This window comes from Nocardioides cavernae (assembly GCF_016907475.1).
Classification (GTDB): Bacteria; Actinomycetota; Actinomycetes; order Propionibacteriales; family Nocardioidaceae; genus Nocardioides; species Nocardioides cavernae.
This window is the reverse complement of sequence record NZ_JAFBCA010000001.1, coordinates 873,973-891,544: the sequence shown is the minus strand read 5'-3', so window position 1 is coordinate 891,544 and position 17,572 is coordinate 873,973. Positions and strand designations below refer to the sequence as shown.

Annotated in this window: 14 protein-coding genes; 1 reads left to right on the top strand and 13 read right to left on the bottom strand. The window is 72.2% G+C overall.

Annotated features, from left to right (window positions below; all coding sequences use genetic code 11):
- Positions 1 to 5: 5 nt before the first annotated feature.
- A complete protein-coding gene (locus JOD65_RS04225; protein WP_191193605.1) occupies positions 6 to 557 on the top strand; it encodes a protein-L-isoaspartate O-methyltransferase family protein in 552 nt (183 codons plus the stop codon).
- Here the strand turns inward: JOD65_RS04225 and JOD65_RS04220 are convergent.
- From JOD65_RS04220 to JOD65_RS04160, 13 genes are all read right to left on the bottom strand, one after another.
- On the bottom strand, positions 533 to 1,663 hold the full coding sequence (locus JOD65_RS04220) for a heparan-alpha-glucosaminide N-acetyltransferase domain-containing protein (protein ID WP_191193606.1): 1,131 nt from the start codon (positions 1,661 to 1,663) through the stop codon (positions 533 to 535). The genes JOD65_RS04225 and JOD65_RS04220 overlap by 25 nt on opposite strands.
- 42 nt (positions 1,664 to 1,705) lie before the next feature.
- The gene (locus JOD65_RS04215; protein WP_307820926.1) at positions 1,706 to 2,083 is read right to left on the bottom strand and encodes an MmcQ/YjbR family DNA-binding protein; all 378 of its coding nucleotides are present in this window, start codon (positions 2,081 to 2,083) and stop codon (positions 1,706 to 1,708) included.
- A gap of 214 nt (positions 2,084 to 2,297) precedes the next feature.
- Entirely contained in the window at positions 2,298 to 4,751 is a 2,454-nt protein-coding gene (locus JOD65_RS04210) for an Ig-like domain-containing protein (RefSeq protein ID WP_191193607.1), read from the bottom strand.
- 107 nt (positions 4,752 to 4,858) lie between these two features.
- Entirely contained in the window at positions 4,859 to 6,274 is a 1,416-nt protein-coding gene (locus tag JOD65_RS04205) for a fibronectin type III domain-containing protein (protein ID WP_204810944.1), read from the bottom strand.
- A 31-nt stretch (positions 6,275 to 6,305) separates the two neighbouring features.
- Positions 6,306 to 7,763, bottom strand: coding sequence for a dicarboxylate/amino acid:cation symporter (locus tag JOD65_RS04200; RefSeq protein ID WP_191193609.1), 1,458 nt, complete (start codon positions 7,761 to 7,763; stop codon positions 6,306 to 6,308).
- 211 nt (positions 7,764 to 7,974) lie between these two features.
- Entirely contained in the window at positions 7,975 to 9,135 is a 1,161-nt protein-coding gene (locus JOD65_RS04195; protein ID WP_191193610.1) for an acyl-CoA dehydrogenase family protein, read from the bottom strand.
- Complete coding sequence (locus JOD65_RS04190) at positions 9,132 to 11,123, bottom strand: ATP-binding protein (protein ID WP_191193611.1); 1,992 nt, start codon at positions 11,121 to 11,123, stop codon at positions 9,132 to 9,134. Before JOD65_RS04190 ends, JOD65_RS04195 begins: the two co-directional genes overlap by 4 nt.
- Positions 11,120 to 12,763 carry an acyl-CoA carboxylase subunit beta gene (locus tag JOD65_RS04185; RefSeq protein ID WP_191193612.1) on the bottom strand — a complete coding sequence of 548 codons (1,644 nt, stop codon included), beginning with the start codon at positions 12,761 to 12,763 and terminating at the stop codon, positions 11,120 to 11,122. Before JOD65_RS04185 ends, JOD65_RS04190 begins: the two co-directional genes overlap by 4 nt.
- Positions 12,760 to 13,230 carry an SRPBCC family protein gene (locus JOD65_RS04180; RefSeq protein WP_224747128.1) on the bottom strand — a complete coding sequence of 157 codons (471 nt, stop codon included), beginning with the start codon at positions 13,228 to 13,230 and terminating at the stop codon, positions 12,760 to 12,762. The genes JOD65_RS04185 and JOD65_RS04180 overlap by 4 nt, the downstream gene beginning before the upstream one ends.
- 11 nt (positions 13,231 to 13,241) lie before the next feature.
- Complete coding sequence (locus tag JOD65_RS04175) at positions 13,242 to 14,375, bottom strand: acyl-CoA dehydrogenase family protein (protein WP_191193613.1); 1,134 nt, start codon at positions 14,373 to 14,375, stop codon at positions 13,242 to 13,244.
- A complete protein-coding gene (locus JOD65_RS04170) occupies positions 14,372 to 16,108 on the bottom strand; it encodes an acyclic terpene utilization AtuA family protein (RefSeq protein WP_307820925.1) in 1,737 nt (578 codons plus the stop codon). Before JOD65_RS04170 ends, JOD65_RS04175 begins: the two co-directional genes overlap by 4 nt.
- Positions 16,105 to 16,884 (bottom strand): TIGR03084 family metal-binding protein, encoded by a 780-nt coding sequence (locus tag JOD65_RS04165; protein WP_191193614.1) that lies wholly within the window; start codon positions 16,882 to 16,884, stop codon positions 16,105 to 16,107. Before JOD65_RS04165 ends, JOD65_RS04170 begins: the two co-directional genes overlap by 4 nt.
- A complete protein-coding gene (locus tag JOD65_RS04160; RefSeq protein ID WP_307820924.1) occupies positions 16,881 to 17,528 on the bottom strand; it encodes a TetR/AcrR family transcriptional regulator in 648 nt (215 codons plus the stop codon). The genes JOD65_RS04165 and JOD65_RS04160 overlap by 4 nt, the downstream gene beginning before the upstream one ends.
- Positions 17,529 to 17,572 lie beyond the last annotated feature (44 nt).

Genomic DNA, 17,572 nt, shown 5'->3' with positions numbered 1-17,572 from the left:
GTCGGATGGATCAGGTCACTGCGGCGTTCGACGCCACCCCGCGCCGGGACTTCCTCCCGCGCGCGGTGCGGCGTCGGGCGTCGTACGACGGTCCGCTGGGGATCGCGGCGGGCCAGACCAACTCCCAGCCCCGCACGGTCGACGACATGCTGCGGCTGCTCGACGTCCGCGCCGGGCAGCGGGTGCTCGACGTCGGGGCGGGGAGCGGGTGGACGACCGCGCTGCTGGCGCACCTGGTCGGGCCGGCCGGGTCCGTGCTCGGCGTCGAGCTGGAGCCGGAGCTGGTGTCGTTCGGCTCCGGCAACCTGGCGCGCACCGACCGCCCGTGGGCGTCGATCCGACAGGCCGAGCCCGGCGTGCTCGGCGACGCCGACGGAGCGCCGTACGACCGCATCCTCGTCTCCGCGATGGCCGACGCGCTGCCCGTCGCCCTGGTCGACCAGCTCGCCGACGACGGCGTCCTGGTGGTGCCGGTGGACGGGACGATGCTGCGGGTGACCAACCCGGGGGCCGTCGTCACCGCGCACGGGCGCTATCGGTTCGTGCCGCTGCGCTGAGGCGCTGCGCGGCCCGACTGCCTGGCCAGCCGGACCGGCAGGCTCGCCGCCGCCTCGAGGGGGCCGCGGACCCGGAGCAGCCGGAGCCCCGCCCCGATCGCCAGGAGCACCACGACGTGGGTGAGGTAGGTCGTGGGCTCCTCCGGCGGCCACACCGCCTCGGTGCGCATCACGACGTGCAGCGAGTAGAGCGTGAGCGTCGCGGCGCCGGCACCGAAGAGGACGGCGAGCACGGCGGTCGCCGGCCGGGGCAGCAGGCGTTCCACGAGCAGGCAGAGCGCGATCACCAGGACCGCGCTGCCGATGGTCTGGGCGAGGTCGAACGGCGTCGCCGAGTGGGGCGCGACGAGCAACAGCCAGCTCCAGTCGCCGTCGGCGGGCGTCGTGCCGAACATCCCGGTCGCGTTCTCCGACGCCACCGCCGGGTCGACGAGCGTCCGCGAGACCTGCGTCGCGAGCACCGCCACCGACAGTCCGCCGAGGGCCAGGCCGCCGAGCAGCGAGGTGTCGCGCAGGTCGAGGCGACCGAGCACCAGACCGGCGAGGAGGTAGGCCAGCCACGGCACGACCGGGTAGTAGCCGGTGAACAGCAGCTCGCTCGCCAGCTGCCCGGGGTCGGCCAGCTGTTGGAACGTCGGGCTGTCGAACCCCCGCTCCGGCAGGCGCGGCCGCACCAGGTGCGAGACCACCGGCGCGAGGGCGACCCACGCGACGGTGAGCGGCAGGAGCGAGCGGACGCCCAGGAGCGTGAACGGCAGGCCCAGGACGAACAGCACGCCGTAGTAGGTGAGGATGATCGCGATGCCGGTGTCCAGGCCGCCCAGCAGCAGCCCGAGCGTCCCGATCAGCAGCGCCCGGACGGCGATGCCGAGGGTGCGCAGCGCGAGCGGCCGACCCCGCAGTGGCTCGCGGGTCATCAGCGCGAGGCTCACCCCGGCGAGCACCGCGAAGAGCGCCGACGCCCGTCCCCCTGCCAGCCACTGGGCGGTGGTGAGGTCCCCCGCGGGCGTGCGCTCGTCGAGCACGTGGGTGGCGACCATGCCGAGCAGAGCGAGGCACCGGGCGACGTCCAGCCCGACGAGGCGGCCGCCCTGCGTCCCGGTCATGGGCCCCATCCTGCCGGGAGGCTCGCGAACAAGCTGAGGCACTCAGACGCCGGGGCGGGCGACCTGCTCGGCGAGGCGTGCGGGCGCCTGGAGGCAGTAGGAGTCGGTGAGCAGCTCGGCGAGCTCGTCCCAGTCGGTGTCGTCGTCGAGGAGCAGCCCGATGTAGTTGTCGCCCCAACCGGAGCGGAAGTAGGGGCCACCCATGTGCTCGAAGGCGGCCACCTCGTCGGACTCGCCGCGGAAGGTGATCCGGAAGAGCTGGTCCTCCCCTCCGAAGACGTGGGCCACCGTCGCACCTCCCACGCGCCACCGCGTGCCGGTCCACGCCGACTCCTGCCGGCAGCTCGGGAGCGCGCCGAGCACCGCGTCGATGCGCAGCACCCACTCCTCGGGCACGAGGGGACGGTCGGCGAGGGCCACGGTGCGATCCTGCCACCGCGCACCGACACCATGAAGGCAGTTCGCCTCCCTGTCACCGTCGGTCACGCTCGGCACCGCGCCGTCGCGCTCGAACTGCCTTCATGGCGCTCGTGCGGCGGGGACCAGCGGCGTCAGCGGAGCGGGCGCACCACGGCTGAGCAAACGGACAGGGGTGGTGCCCGGCTCGGCCGGACACCACCCCTCTGTCGCTGCGTCAGGCCAGGCGACCGAGCTTGACCACCCGCGCCGAGCGGGCGTCGTAGTTGGCGTCACCGCGGTAGGTGGCAGCCAGCTTCCACGAGCCGCGGGGCACCTTGGGCAGCGCCACGACGGCCTTGCCGCGGACCAGGGTGGCCCGGACCTTCTTGGTGACCTTGCCCGAGGTGAGCTTGACCAGCACCTTGCCGGTGGGAGCGACGCCGGTGGCGACACCGACGACCTTGACGACAGCCTTGCCGGCCTTCGTGGTCGTCGGCTTCCTCTTCACCGTGACCTTGACGGACGTCGCCCTGGCCTTGCCGACCACGAGGGTGCCCGTGCCGGTCGAGGTCCGCACCGACGCGTCCCCGGCGTAGCTCGCCGTCAGCGTCCGCGTGCCGGTGCCCAACGACGACGGCAGGGTGAAGACCGCCTTGCCGCCGCTGAGCGACGCGGTGAGGTCGGACCCCGTCCCGGTGAGGGTGACCGCCCCAGTGGGCTGGGCACCGGTCGCGGCGACGGAGACGGTGACGGTGGCGGCCTTGCCGTAGGTCGTGGAGGCGGCGCTGACCGTGGTGGTCGACACAGCCTTGTCCGCAGGCGCGGGTGCGGTCGCGGTCACCGACCGGGTGGCGGTGGACTCGCGGACGATGCCGTCGGCGGAGCCGCTGTAGTGGAACGTCAGCGAGTGGCTGCCGGCCGCCAGTGCCGGGAGGCTGACAGCGGCCGCCCCGTCCACGAGGTCCGCGGAGGTGAGGACGGTCGCACCCTCGCGGACCTCGATCCGACCCGTCGGCTTGTCGACCGTGCTCGCCGGCGCGGTGCCGGCGTTCGCCGTGTTGAGCGAGCGGAAGCCGCTGTAGTCGGGAGCGGTGACGCTCACCTGCACCGGCGTGACGACCCCGGGCGCGACCGACTCCGCGAACGTCGCCGACACGGTGCTGGCGTGTCCGCCGCCGAGGACGGCGAGCACGTCCCGGACGCGACCGATCCCCTCCTTGGCGAACGCGCGCTGGTTCTCCATCGCGTTGAGGTTGGCCTCGGAGGCACTCGGCGCGTTGCCGATGAGGGTCGTGTTGGTCCGCGGGAGGTCCTGTCCCTGGACGTACCACCACTCGGTCATGTACTCGGTGAAGGTCCCGTCGGCGTTCTTGCGGATCGCCTGGTCGAGGACCGGCGCCGGGTTGCCCTGGGCGTCCTTGTGGTCCTTGTTGTACGTCAGGAGGTGGCCCACCTGGATCTTGCGGGCCTCGGCGAGGGTGCCCGAGGGGTCCCCGCCGGGGTAGTAGCGCACCGGGTTGACGTTCGCCGTGCCCGGGTCGCCGGTCTTGCGGTACTGGGTGAAGGCGTTGGAGAGATAGGTGTTGACCAGGTCGCCGTAGAGGTACGACGGGCGGCTGTTGACGGCCTCCGCGCCGACGAGCGCGTTGTCGCGGATGTGCAGCAGGTTGCCGCTGCCGTTGGACGCCGTCGGGTCGTTGGTGTTCAGCACGAAGTCGAAGGCGTACACGGTCTTGATGCCGTTCTGCTGCGCGGCCTTGTTGGTGGCCTTGATGATCGCGGCCGTGTTGTGGCACCAGGTGCCGCCGAAGAGCAGGGCGAAGTCACCGGGGCTCTGCAGGATGTGCAGCAGCTCGGGGTAGGTCACCGACTGCACGCGGAACCCGTCCGCTGCGTCCGAGGCGTCGAAGATGTCGCCGCCGAACTTGGTGTCGTCGGGGTAGCGCACGTCGTGGCGTCGGTTGTGCTCACCGCCGAGGAAGTCGAACTGCGTGTCGACGCCGAGCGTGCCGGCCGAGGTGAGCACCTCGGCGACGTCCTCGCGGTAGGCGGTGACCTCGGCGGGCGTGTCCAGGTCGCCCGTCGCGACCGGGGCGGTGAGGGCGGCCGTGATCCTGTTGGTGTCGCCACCGGACCCGTCGTAGACGAACAGGTAGGGATCCTGGGCGTGGGCCTGGGTGAACGGCGTCTCGGCGTCCTTGCCGAGGTAGTTGTCGACCAGCGCGGTGCCGTACTTGCCGACGAAGGCCTTGCCCGCGTCGGAGAGCTCGAGGCGGCTGGGGTCGAAGACGTCGAGGTCCTTGCCGTCGAGGCGGGGGTCGAAGTTGTAGACCTTCGTGATCCCGTTCGCCTTGGCCACCGCGTCGATGTGGCCGAGCGCGTTCTGCAGCGTGGCGTCCTGGGGGCCACCGATGACGAAGGCGAACTTGCCGGGCTTCTTCAGCAGGTACTCGAAGCGCTCGAGGGTGGCGGTCTCGAACACCGACCCGGGGGCGACGGACGCGTACTTGGCGTCGAACCAGTCGATCGTCGCGCCCTTGGTCGCCGGAGGTACGGCGGAGGTGGCCGCCTCTGCGGTCTGACCGGCGGCCGTCGACGGCAGCGCGCCGGCGAAGGTGGCGCCGACGGCCAGGGACAGCGCTGGCACGAGGGCGCCGAGCACCCGGCGTACGTTGCGTGGTCTGGACATGGATGTTTTCCTGTTCTCGAATGAGTCGTGTCGATGTGGATCGGCAGATGTGTTCGCTCGGGAGGCCCGGTGTTGCCGCACCGGGCCACCCGTCCTTCGTGCGGAGGTCAGGCCCGGGCGGGCTCGACCTCGGTGTCGGCCAGGGCCGAGCTGCCACGACGGCGCTTGGTGACCGCGTGGCCCCCGAGGGCCACCGCCGTCGCGCCGACGAGCCCGAGCAGGAGGAGCAGGCCGCCTCGGCTGGACGAGCCGGGGGCCGTAGCGGCGACCTCGTCGGTCGGCGCCTCGGACGCCGCGGCGGGCGTGACGGCTGCAGCGACCGTGACGGGGTTGCTGCTCAGCTCGACCCCGTCGTAGAGCACGACCACGTGGTGGTCACCGGCCTCGACGGTCTCCGGCACCAGGGCCTCCACCTCGAAGCGTCCCTTGCCGTCGGTCTGGACCTGGGCGAGCAGGACCGGGTCGGAGTGGAGCTCGACGCTCAGGTCCGGGACGTTGCGGGCGAAGCCGCGACCGGCGACGACGACCCGCTCGCCCGCGGTGAGGTCACCGGTGACCGTGACGGTGCCGCGCACCAGGGTGGGGTCCTGACCGATCGTCACCTTGTCGGAGGGGCCCGACGTCTCGGGGCTCCCCGACCCGTAGACCGCGCTGACCGTGGCCCGGTAGACGCCGTCGCGGACGTCGGTGAAGGTGTGGGTCATGGTGGTGGCGGCCACGGTGGCCCGGGGTCCGCGCTGCAGGGCGACCCGGTACTCGACGAGCCCGGTGCGCGCGCCGGTGGGCGGTTGCCAGGCCACGGTCACGTCCGTGCCGTCGACGGTGACTGTGGGCGGAGCCAGCAGCGCGGAGACCTGCTCGGCCTGCTCCTCCGCGGTCTCCTCGGCCGTCGGGGTCGATGACGGGGTCGCGGTCGACGCGGGTGAGCTGCTGTCCGTGCTGTCGTCTCCGACGTTCGTCGAGCCGCTGCTGCCGTTCTTGCCACCACCGGTGCCGGTGTTGCCGCTACCGCTGCTGCCGGTGCTGCCGCTGTTCCCGGAGCTGCCGGTGTTGCCGCTGCTGCCGGTGCCCGGGGACGGTGTGGCGCTCGGGCTGTTCGTGGTCGGCTGCGCGGTCGGGCTCGACGTCGTCGGCTGCGCGGTGGGCGACTGCGTCGGGGTCGGCGTCGGCGTCGGGGTCGGCGTCGGCGTCGGGGTGGGTGTCTGCTGGTCGGCGTAGCTGTGCGGACCGCCGCCGACGTGTGTGCCGTTGCGGTTGGGGTAGACCGGGTTGTTGTTGCCGTCGAGGATGCAGCCCGAGATCCACAGGCAGGTCTCGTCGTCGACGCAGGGCAGGTCGTCGCCGCCGTCGATCCAGCGATCGCCGGCCATCTTGGCCGAGACGGGCGTCTCGGCGGACGGCGCGGACGGGGCGGACGGGGCGGCGTGTGCAGGACTCAGCACGGCCGGCAGCAACGCGGCCGAGCCAGCGATGGCGAGGCCCGCGAGCAGGCGGGACGAGCGTCGTCGAGGCATGGGTGGCATGGGTCGGGACCTTTCGGTGGTGGGATCGGGCTCAGGGGGCCAGCGCCGGGCGGCGCGGCTCGGTGTCGGACTCGTGCTCGGTGTCGGACTCGTGCTCGTGCTCGTGCTCGGACTCGTGCTCGGGGAGGGGTTCGCGGTGCCCGTCCTGGTCGGTCGGCACCTCGGTCGTCGTGACCACGCCCCGGCTGAGGAAGACGGCGTCGTCCAGGCGGCCCTCGCGTCGGGCCACGATCGTGGTCGCCACGCCGGCGGCGGTGACGTTGGTCAGGGTGCGGGCCATGTCGGCGACGGTGCTGATGGGCAGGGTCAGCGCGAGGAACTCGAGCGGCAGACCGGCTGCCGCGAGCACCGTCGTGGTGGTGATCGTCGCGGTGCCGGGAACCCCTGCGGTGCCGAGCGAGACCAGCAGGCACAGCACGGCCAGCACCGCGTAGTCGGCGGCGCCGTACGCCATGCCTGTGGCGTTGATCCCCCAGATCGCCACCAGGAGCGGCCAGATCGCGGCACAGCCGGGCATGCCGAGGTTGGCGCCCAGCGGGGCGGTGAAGCCGGCGATCTCACGCGGGACGCCGATGCGGTGCGTGAGCACGTCGGTCGTCACCGGGAGGGTGCCGATGCTGCTCTGGGTGGTGAAGGCAGTGGTCTGTGCGGGCAGGAACGACCGGAACCACGTCAGGGGGTTGACGTCGGCCGCGACGCGGAGCAGCACGCCGTTGACGAGGTAGGCGTCGACGAAGCAGAGCAGGTAGCTGATGCCGAGCAGGCCGATCAACGACCACAGGGCCGCACGGTTGCCCGCGGCGTCGGAGACCGCGACCGTGGTCAGGCCGAGCACGGCGTACGGCGTGAGGGCGATGACGTAGCCCACGACGCGGTAGATGATCACCCGGGCGGCCTCGATCAACCGGGTCACCGGCTCGACGACCTGGGGCTCGCGACCGGCGACGGCCGCGTAGGCGACCGCGATCAGCAGCGTGAAGATGATGACCGGGATCACCTTGCCGTCGGCGAGGTCCCCGACGATGTTCTTCGGGAAGAAGTCGACCACCACGTCCGGCACCGGCCGCACGATGCGGCTGAGCGACTCGGTGTCGACGTCGCTGCCCCCACCGAGCTCGGCGCCGCGTCCGACGCCGAGGCTGAGCGCGACGCCGAGAGTGAGGACGATCGCGATCCCGGTGGTGAGGACCAGCCAGCCGACCGACCGAAGGCCCACCCGGCGCAGGGTCCCTGCCGTGCCGAACCCCGTCACGCTGGAGAGGATCGAGACGATGATGAGCGGCCCCACGAGGGCCATGAGCCCGTTGACGTAGATGCTGCCGATCGGCTCGACGTACTCGACGTGCCCCTGGAAGCCCACGCCGACCGCGACGCCGAGCGGGATCGCGAGGAGGGTGCGGGCGGTGAAGCCGATGCGGCGACGGGCGAGATGCAGGCCGAGGATGAGCATGGCGACGACCGCAAGGGCCGCCAGGTCGTACCAGTTCACGGGCGTGTGCTTTCTTCGGGCGGCCTGGGCGACTGCCCGGCACTATTGTCTAGTTAGTTACTGGAGAATAGGCCGAAGTCGCTCGCCCGAGAGCAGAAAGTCGCCCGCGGGTGGCAGGAACTGCCGAGGGATGCGACACGAAGTGCCGACCACCACGCAGAGCAGCACCCCGAGCACGGGGCTCGAGGTGCTGCTGCGTAGGTCGTGCGCGTCAGTAGGACTTCGGCAGCCCCAGGCTGTGCATCGCGACGAAGTTGAGGATCATCTCCCGGCTGACCGGGGCGATCCGGCCGGCGCGGGCGGCGACCAGCAGACCGGCCATGCCGTACTCCTGCGTGATGCCGTTGCCGCCGTGGGTCTGCACTGCCGCGTCGACCGCGTGCACGGCGGCCTCGGCAGCGGCGTACTTCGCCATGTTGGCGGCCTCGCCGGCCGCCATGTCGTCGCCGGCGTCGACCAGCGCGGACGCCTTCTGGGTCATCAGCCGGGCGAGCTCGTTCTCGATGTGGGCCGTCGCGAGCGGGTGGGCGATGGCCTGGTGGGAGCCGATCGGGGCCTTGAAGACGGTGCGCTCCTTGGCGTACGACGACGCCTTGGCGAGGGCGTGGCGGGCCAGGCCGGTCGAGAAGGAGGCCGCCATGATCCGCTCTGGGTTGAGGCCTGCGAACAGCTGCACCAGGCCGCCGTCCTCGTCGCCGACCAGCGCCTCGCGCGGGAGCCGGACGTCGTCGATGAAGACCTGGAACTGCTTCTCGGGGCTGACGATCTCCATCGGGATCGCGGTGTACTCGAGACCGGCCGCGTCGGTCGGCACGACGAAGAGGCAGGGCTTGAGCTTGCCCGTCCTCGCGTCCTCCGCGCGCGCCACGACGAGCACGTTGGCGGCCTCGTCGACGCCGGAGATGTAGATCTTCTGGCCCTTGAGCACCCACTCGTCGCCGTCACGGCGGGCGGTGGTCGTGATGTTGTGCGAGTTCGTGCCGGCGTCGGGCTCGGTGATCGCGAAGGCCATCGTGGCGGTGCCGTCGCAGATCCCTGGCAGCCACTGCTGCTTCTGCTCCTCGGTGCCGTAGCGGGCGATGACGGTGCCGCAGATCGCCGGGCTGACGACCATCATCAGCAGCGGGCAGCCCTGCGCGGCGAGCTCCTCGCAGACCGCGGCCACGTCGCCGATGCCGCCGCCCCCGCCGCCGTACTCCTCCGGGATGTTGATGCCGAGGTAGCCCGCCTTGGCGATCTCGAGCCACAGCTCGGTGGTCTTCTCGCCCGAGCGGGCGCGCTCGACGAACCAGTCGCGTCCGTAGCCGCTCGCCAGCCGTGCCACCTGGCGGCGCAGCTCCTGACGCTCCTCGGTCTCGGTGAAGTTGCTCATGCAGGCTCCTCGACTTCCTTCGTGGCCACTACTGCCAGGACCTCCCCGGACGCGACCTGCGACCCGGGCTCGACGTTGATCTCGGTGACGGTGCCGTCATGGGGCGCCGTCACGGTGTGCTGCATCTTCATCGCCTCCAGCACGAGGACGACGTCGCCCGCGGCCACCTCGGCGCCGGTCTCCACCTTGACCGCCACGACCGTGCCGGGCATCGGGGCGAGCAGCGAGCCGCTCGCCACTGCGTCGTCGGGGTCGGTGAAGCGCGGCACCTCGCGTAGGCGCGCGGACCCAACCGGGCTGTCGACCCAGACCTCACGCGGGGCGCCGGGGCGTACGGACGAGATGTGTCCGCGCGTCTCCGTGACGACCCCGTCGACCTCGAGCCGGGCGTGGGTCGGCGACACCTCCAGGACGGTCGCGCCGTCCACGGCGAACCCGTCGCGCGTGCCCCACCACTCGACCGGGTCGTGCCCCTCGAACGTCGTCCGCTGCGGCTCGCTGACGACGTTGCGCCAGGCGGCGGGGACGCCCTGCTGGACCCTGCGCCTCGCCGCGTCGTCGGCGGCCAGCATGAGGGCGCCAGCGACGAGCGCGGTGCGGTCGATGGACGGTGAGTCTCCGGGAGACTCAGCGGAGATCGGACGCGACTCCAGCCACGTCGTCGTCATCTCGCCGGCCACGAACACCGGGTCGGTGAGGATCTCGACGAGCTGGTCGCGGTTGGTCGTCACGCCGTGGATGCGGGCCCGGCGGAGTGCCGCGACGAGCATCCGGATCGCCTGTTCGCGGGTCGGCGCCCACGCCATCACCTTGGCCAGCATGGCGTCGTAGAACGTCGACACCTCGTCGCCCGACGCGAAGCCGCTGTCCACGCGGATGCCGGAGGACGCCAGTCGATCGAACGCCCCGTCGGCGGGCAGGTCGAAGGTGAGCAGTCGACCGCTCTGCGGGACGTACGACGCGTCCTCGGCGTAGAGCCGGACCTCGATCGCGTGCCCCTGGTCGTACGCCGCAAGGGCGCGATCGCCACGGACGGTGCGCGCCAGTCCGCGGCCCTCGGCGACGGCGATCTGGAGCGCGACGAGGTCCTCGTCGCGCACGAGCTCGGTCACCGGGTGCTCGACCTGGAGCCGGGTGTTCATCTCGAGGAAGAAGAACCGGTCGGTCGCAGGGTCGTGGAGGAACTCCACGGTGCCGGCGCCGCGATAGCCGATGCGCTGCGCCAGGCTGGCGGCTGCCTCCTCCATCGTCACGCGCGAGCGTGGGGACAGGGCGGGTGCCGGCGCCTCCTCCACGACCTTCTGGTGGCGGCGCTGCACCGAGCAGTCGCGGGTGCCGAAGACCTCGACGACGGTGCCGACGTCGGGGTCCTCGGCCGCGACGAGCTGCACCTCGACGTGGCGCCCGGCCTCGACGTAGGGCTCGACGAAGACCGTCCCGTCACCGAAGGCAGACTCGGCCTCCGCCCGCGCCGCCTCGATCTCGGCCTCGAGCCGGTCCAGGGTGCGTACGACGCGCATGCCGCGCCCGCCGCCACCGGCCGACGCCTTCACCAGCAGCGGGAGGTCGGCCTCGGTCGGGTCCTCGGGTGCGGTGAGGACGGGGACGCCGGCCTTCTCGGCGATCTCCTTGGCGCGGACCTTGTCGCCCATGGCCTCGATGGCCTCGGGCGGCGGTCCGACCCAGGTCAGGCCGGCGTCGATGACGGCCTGTGCGAAGGCGGCGTTCTCGGACAGGAAGCCGTAGCCGGGATGGATCGCGTCGGCACCGGACCTGCGTGCCGCCTCGATGACCAGGTCGGCGCGGAGGTAGGTGTCGGCGGGCGTGTTGCCGGGGAGGCGTACGGCCCGGTCGGCCTCGGCCACGAACGGCATCCCGGCATCGGCGTCGGAGTGGACCGCGACGGTCTCGATGCCGAGCCGTCGGCAGGTGGCGAAGACGCGTCGGGCGATCTCGCCGCGGTTGGCGACCAGGAGTCTCTGGATCATGGTCGGAACACCCCGAATCCCTCGGCACCCTTGATCGGCGCGTTCTCGATGACGCTGAGGCAGATGGCCAGCACGGTGCGGGTGTCGCGGGGGTCGATGACGCCGTCGTCGTAGAGCATCCCGGACAGCACGTAGGGCAGCGACTGCTCCTCGACCATCTGCTCGACCATCGCGCGCATGCCGGCGTCGCCCTCCTCGTCGTACGCCTGTCCCTTGCCCTCGGCCGCCGCGCGGGCGACGATCGACAGCACGCCGGCGAGCTGGGCCGGGCCCATCACGGCCGACTTGGCGCTGGGCCAGGTGAAGAGGAAGCGCGGGTCGTAGGCGCGGCCGTTCATGCCGTAGTTGCCGGCCCCGTAGGACGCACCCATGATCACGCTGAGGTGGGGCACGGTGCTGTTGGAGACGGCGTTGATCATCATCGCGCCGTGCTTGATGATCCCGCCCTGCTCGTACTCCTTGCCGACCATGTAGCCGGTCGTGTTGTGGAGGAAGAGCAGCGGGGTGTCGGCCTGGTTGGCGAGCTGGATGAACTGGGTCGCCTTCTGCGCCTCCTCGGAGAACAGCACGCCCTGGGCGTTGGCGAGGATGCCGATCGGGCGGCCGTGCAGCTGCGCCCACCCGGTGACGAGCGAGGTGCCGTAGAGCGGCTTGAACTCGTCGAACGGACGCCCGTTGCGCTCGCTCGTCCCGTCGACGACCCGGAGGATGACCTCGCGCGGGTCGAACGGCTCCTTGAGGTCCGTCGGGACCAGGTCGAGCAGGCCCTCGGGGTCGGCGTCGGGCTCGGCGAACCCGCCCGTGAAGTCCCCGGATATCCGGGGACTTTCACACTGAGCACCCGAGATCTGGGGGGCGAAGTGGGAAACCTGGGTGCGAAGTGCCGGCTTCCGCCGGTTCAGCCGGGCCACGATCCGGCGCCCGATGCGGATCGCGTCGTGCTCGTCCTCGGCGAGGTAGTCGGCGAGGCCGGAGACCCGGGCGTGCATCTCCGCGCCGCCGAGCGACTCGTCGTCGGACTCCTCGCCGGTCGCCATCTTCACCAGCGGCGGACCGCCGAGGAAGACCTTGGCGCCGCCGCGGACGAAGACGGTGTAGTCGCTCATGCCGGGGACGTACGCCCCGCCGGCGGTCGAGTTGCCGAAGACCAGCGCGATCGTCGGCTGCCGCCGGGCGGAGGCGCGGGTCAGGTCGCGGAAGAGCCGCCCCCCGGGGATGAAGATCTCCTTCTGCGTCGGCAGGTCCGCGCCGCCCGACTCGACGAGGGAGATCGTCGGGAGGTTGTTCTCCTCGGCGATCTGCGAGGCGCGGAAGATCTTCTTCACCGTCCACGGGTTGGAGGCGCCGCCCTTGACGGTGGGGTCGTTGGCGCTGATCAGGCACTCCACGCCCTCGACGACACCGATGCCGGTGACGACCGACGCGCCGACGGTGAAGTCCGAGCCCCACCCGGCCAGCGGCGAGAGCTCCAGGAACGCCGACCCGGGGTCGAGGAGCAGCTCGATCCGCTCGCGTGCGGTGAGCTTGCCGCGGGCGTGGTGGCGGTCGACGTACTTCTCCCCGCCGCCCGCCACCGCGACCGCGTGCTGCGCGTCGAGGTCGGCGAGCTTCTCCAGCATCGCGGTCCGGTTGCTGTTCATGCTTCGACCACCGCCTTCATCCGCTCGAGCGTCGTACGCATGCCGTTCCGGTTCGTGCGTCGGCGCAGCGGCCCGAGCACCAGCCAGTAGACCCGCGTCGGAAGGTTGCTGCCGAGCCTGAAGTACTCCGTGACCAGCGTCCCGCCGTCCTTCGGCTCGAGCCGGTAGCCCCAGTTGTTGACGTTCAGGTCATCGGTGCCGACGGCGAACTCGAAGACCTCCTCGACCTCACACTGCGTGACCTTGCACAGGCTCCAGTAGGTGGGCCCGACGCCGTTGCGCTTCACGTGGCCCTTGAAGTACGCCCCGACCTCGGGCCCGGCGGAACCGCGGGTCCACCTCGCCTCGAACGTCTCCGGGCTGAACTCCCCGATCCGGGTCACGTCGCTGACGAGGTCCCAGACCTCCGCGGGTGGGGCGTCCATCCAGACCGAGACCTGGTCCCCCAGCGACGGCAGCTTGATCATCGACATTCCTCTCATGACGCATAGCCCAACAGCTTGGCCGTCAGGTCGCGCAGCACCTCGTCGGCGCCACCCCCGATCGGCAGGAGCCGGGCGTCGCGGTAGTGCCGCTCCACCTCGGTGCCGTGCATGTAGCCGGTGCCGCCGAAGAGCTGCACCGCTCGGTCACAGACGTACGCCGCGCAGTCCACCGCGGTCTGCTTGGCCAGGCAGGCCTCCGCGACGACGAACTCGCCAGCGGCGTGCCGCGCGGCGACGTCGCGGGTGTAGGTGCGGGCGACCTCGACCTGGCGCCGCATCTCGACCAGCGTGTGCTGGACGGACTGGTTGGCCGACAGCGGTCGGCCGAACGTCTCGCGCTCTCGGGCGTACGCCGCCGCGAGGTCGAGCGAACGGGCGGCGATGCCGTAGCCGTGGACCGCCAGCGCGATCCGCTCGACGACGAACTGCTCCGCGATCTGGCCGAACCCCGAGTCCTGCGCGCCGACGAGGTTGGCCGCCGGCACCCGCACGTCGACGTACGACAGCTCGGCGGTGTCGGAGCAGTGCCACCCCATCTTCTGCAGCGATCGGGAGACCGTGAAGCCCGGCGTCCCCCTCTCGACGACCAGCAGCGAGATGCCGCCGTGCCCGGGGCCTCCCGTGCGGACCGCGGTGGTCACGAAGTCGGCGCGGACGCCGGAGGTGATGAAGGTCTTGGCGCCGTTGACGACGTAGTGGTCACCGTCGCGCACGGCCGTGGTGGTGATGCGCGCGACGTCGGAGCCGCCGCCGGGCTCGGTGATGGCGAGCGACCCGATCGTGTCGCCGGCCAGCGTCGGGCGGACGAACCGGTCGACGAGGTCGGCGTTGCCGCTGGCGGCGATGTGGGGCAGCGCGATGCCGGCAGTGAACAGCCCGGCCATCAGGCCGCTCGACGCGCCCGCCTCGAACATCGCCTCCTGCAGCACGACGCTGTCCACCAGGTCACCGCCACCGCCGCCGACCTCCTCGGGGAACGCGGCGCCGATCAGGCCGAGGTCCCCGGCCGTGCGGTGCAGCGCGCGCGGGATCTCGCCGGCGTCCTCCCACTCCTGCAGGTGCGGCACGACCTCCCGGCGGACGAACTCCGCCGCGGAGGCGCGGAGCGCCTCGTGCTCCGTGGTCATACGAGACTCTCCTCGATCGAGACCAACCGCGAGCGCAGCCACTCACCGAGCGCCTTGGCCTGCGGGTCGAACCGGGTGGACGCGGCGACGCCCTGGCCGAGCAGGCCGTGCACGACGAGGTTGACCGCACCCAGGTGCGGCAGCAGCCAGACGTCGACGTCGAGGTCGGCCGCCTCGGGCAGCAGCGTGGGGATGCCGCGCGGCGACATGAGCTTGAACAGCCACTGCACGCGGGCGTCGTACGTCGCCGGGTCGGCGCCGTCGTGGGCGACCCAGAGACCGATGTTGGCGTCGCCGCCCTTGTCGCCGGAGCGCGCGTGGACGAACGTCCCCAGCGGCAGGCGTCGGGTCAGGGTGTCGGCGTGCGCCGGGTAGGGCGACGGGCGCCGGCCGGGCACCTCGACCTCGGTGGTGTACGCCGTCGGGTCGGCGACGACCTCCCGGCGACCGTCGGCGTGGACGACGGTGTGCGTGACGTCCGAACGGTCGACGTACTCGGCGCGGTAGACGCCGAACGGCGTGGCCGGCGCGGGCGGTGCCGTCAGGGTGAAGCCGGGGTAGGAGCCGAGGGCGAGCTCGACGGCGGCGGCTGTGAAGGCGCGGCCGACGGGGTCGGGTGATGGGTCCTTCACGGTGCAGCGCAGGAGCGTGGAGGCAGCCTCCTGGGTGTCGGCGTCGGCGGTCGGCTCGCTGGCCTCCGACCAGGTCACCTCGGCCGCCGTGAGCCGGGGCCCGAGCTGCTCACGCACCCAGGCAGCCTTGGCCTCGACGTCGAGGCCTGTGAGGACGAGCTCCACCTGGTTGCGCCAGCCGCCGAGCTCGTTGACGCACACCTTGAGCCGCTCGGGCGGGGCCTCGCCGGTGACGCCGAGGATCGCGACCCGGTCCTCGCCCTCCTGCTCGAGCCGGACGGAGTCGAGATGCGCGGTGACGTCGGGCCCGACGTAGCGCGTCGACTGGATCTCGTAGACGAGCTGCGCAGTGACGGTGTCGACGGTGACGGCGCCGCCGGTGCCGGCGTGCTTGGTGATCACGCTCGACCCGTCGGCCGCGACCTCCGCGACCGGGAAGCCGAGCGGCCGGTCGCGGTGGGGCAGGTCGAGGAAGCCGCTGAAGTTGCCGCCGGTCGCCTGGGTGCCGCACTCGATGACGTGGCCGGCGACGACCGCGCCCGCCAGCTCGTCGTACGACGTCGGGGTCCAGCCGTGGTGTGCGACGGCCGGACCGACGACGAGCGAGGCGTCGGTGACCCGGCCGGTGACGACGACGTCCGCGCCCGCAGACAGCGCCGCGGCGATGCCGAAGCCGCCGAGGTAGGCGTTGGCGGTGAGCGCGCCCTCGAAGGAGAGGTGGCGCACGTCGTCGCCCTCGACGTGGGCGACCTGCGGGTCGAGACCCAGACCTGCGGCGACCTCGCGCACCTTGTCGGCCAGGCCGGCCGGGTTGAGGCCGCCGGAGTTGGCGACGATCCGCACGCCCTTCTCCAGCGCGAGCCCGAAGCAGTCCTCGAGCTGGCGGACGAAGGTGCGGGCGTAGCCGAGCGAGGGATCCTTGAGCTGGTCCTTGCCGAGGATGAGCATCGTCAGCTCGGCGAGGTAGTCGCCGGTCAGCACGTCCAGGCTCTGCCCGTCCTCGTTGGCGCCCTCCAGCATCTCGCGCATCGCGCTCAGCCGGTCGCCGTAGAAGCCGGAGCAGTTGCCGATGCGGATCACGCCGCTGGTCGGCCCGGTCACCTCGGGCTCCGTCCCTCGCCCGGCTGGCCGGCGAAGGCCTGGGCGATGTCGAGCCACCGGTCGACGTCGGCGCCGGTGGCGACGAGGTCGGTGTCGGCGCGGTGGAGACGCTGGGTGACCAGCCGGCAGAAGTCGCCCGCGCTGCCGGTGAGCGTCTGCGCGGCGTCCTCCGGTCCCCACGACCACACGTCGCCGGACGGCGCGGCGAGGTCGACGCGGAACTCCTCGGCGGGTGCGTCGAGGCCGTGCACGGCAAACGCGAAGCCGCGGGTGCGGACGCCGAGGTGGGCGACGTGGCGGATGCGGTCAGTGTCGTCGACCGGGGCGCCGAGGCCCTCGTGCACGTCGAGGCCGTGGGCCCACGTCTCCATCAACCGGGCGGTCGCCATCGAGGTCGGCGACATCGGCGGACCGAACCACGGCATCTTCTCGCCCCGCGGCATCGCGACGAGCGTCGCCCGGAGGTCGGCCCGCGCGCGGTGCCAGCGCTCGAGGAGTCCGGGCTCCCGGGCGATGGCGAGCGCCTGCGCGTCGACGTAGCCCGTCGGGTCGGCGATGGCGCCGAGGACGACCTCGTCCCACGCCTCCTTGTCGGTCGCCGCCTTGACCGCGACCTCGTCGGTCCACGCGAGGTGGGCGACCTGGTTCGCGACGTCCCAGCCGGGGGCGGGCGTCGGCGTACGCCACCCGTCCTCATCGAGGCCGGCGACCAGCTGCTCGAGCCGGTCGCCCTCGGCCTCGAGGTCGGCGAGCACCTGCGTCAGTACGTCCGTCACTCCTGGGTCCCCTCGTCGTCGTCGCGGTCGAGCTCGCGGTCGAGCACGTCGGCCCACTCCCGCAGGATCCGACGACGCCGCGCGGAGTCGTCGGTGATCGTGGAGGCCAGGCCCAGCCCGCGCACCAGGTCGAGGGTCGCCTGCACCAGCTCGCGCACGCCCGGCCGCGACTCGTCGACGCCGAGCGCGGCGACCGTCATCCGGTGTGCCTCGCGGCCGACCCGCTGCTCCAGCGGGCCGACGGCGGCGAGCAGGGCGTCGTCAGTGCGGGCCGCGACCCAGAGCTCGAGCGCGGCGGCGAAGACCGGCGAGGCGAAGTGGTCGCCGAGCATCTCGACGACCGCACGCGTACGCCGTCCGCCGGTCGGCAGGTGTGCCACCGCCTCGGCCAGCTCGGCACCGCGGCGCTCGGTGAGGTGCTCGACGGCAGCGACGACGAGGTCGTTCTTGGTCGGGAAGTGGTGCAGCTGCGCGCCGCGGCTCACGCCCGCCCGGTCCGAGACGAGGGTCGTCGAGGTGCCCGCGAAGCCGCGCTCGACCAGCAGCTCGACCGTCGCCTCCAGCAGCCGTGCCCGCATCGCCCGGGTCCGGTCGGCCTGCGGCACGCGCGCGGCTGCCGTCGAGGACGCGGAGGGGGAGGTCACGCACGCAAGACTGCCGTTCGACAAACAAACAGTCAAGCCTGACT

Excerpts from the sequence above, each read along its gene's own strand:
- JOD65_RS04205 (WP_204810944.1), bottom strand. The coding sequence starts at position 6,274 with ATGCCACCCATGCCTCGACGACGCTCGTCCCGCCTGCTCGCGGGCCTC.
- JOD65_RS04220 (WP_191193606.1), bottom strand. The coding sequence starts at position 1,663 with ATGACCGGGACGCAGGGCGGCCGCCTCGTCGGGCTGGACGTCGCCCGG.
- JOD65_RS04195 (WP_191193610.1), bottom strand. The coding sequence starts at position 9,135 with ATGAGCAACTTCACCGAGACCGAGGAGCGTCAGGAGCTGCGCCGCCAG.
- JOD65_RS04225 (WP_191193605.1), top strand. The coding sequence starts at position 6 with ATGGATCAGGTCACTGCGGCGTTCGACGCCACCCCGCGCCGGGACTTC.
- JOD65_RS04190 (WP_191193611.1), bottom strand. The coding sequence starts at position 11,123 with ATGATCCAGAGACTCCTGGTCGCCAACCGCGGCGAGATCGCCCGACGC.
- JOD65_RS04185 (WP_191193612.1), bottom strand. The coding sequence starts at position 12,763 with ATGAACAGCAACCGGACCGCGATGCTGGAGAAGCTCGCCGACCTCGAC.
- JOD65_RS04175 (WP_191193613.1), bottom strand. The coding sequence starts at position 14,375 with ATGACCACGGAGCACGAGGCGCTCCGCGCCTCCGCGGCGGAGTTCGTC.
- JOD65_RS04210 (WP_191193607.1), bottom strand. The coding sequence starts at position 4,751 with ATGTCCAGACCACGCAACGTACGCCGGGTGCTCGGCGCCCTCGTGCCA.
- JOD65_RS04180 (WP_224747128.1), bottom strand. The coding sequence starts at position 13,230 with ATGATCAAGCTGCCGTCGCTGGGGGACCAGGTCTCGGTCTGGATGGAC.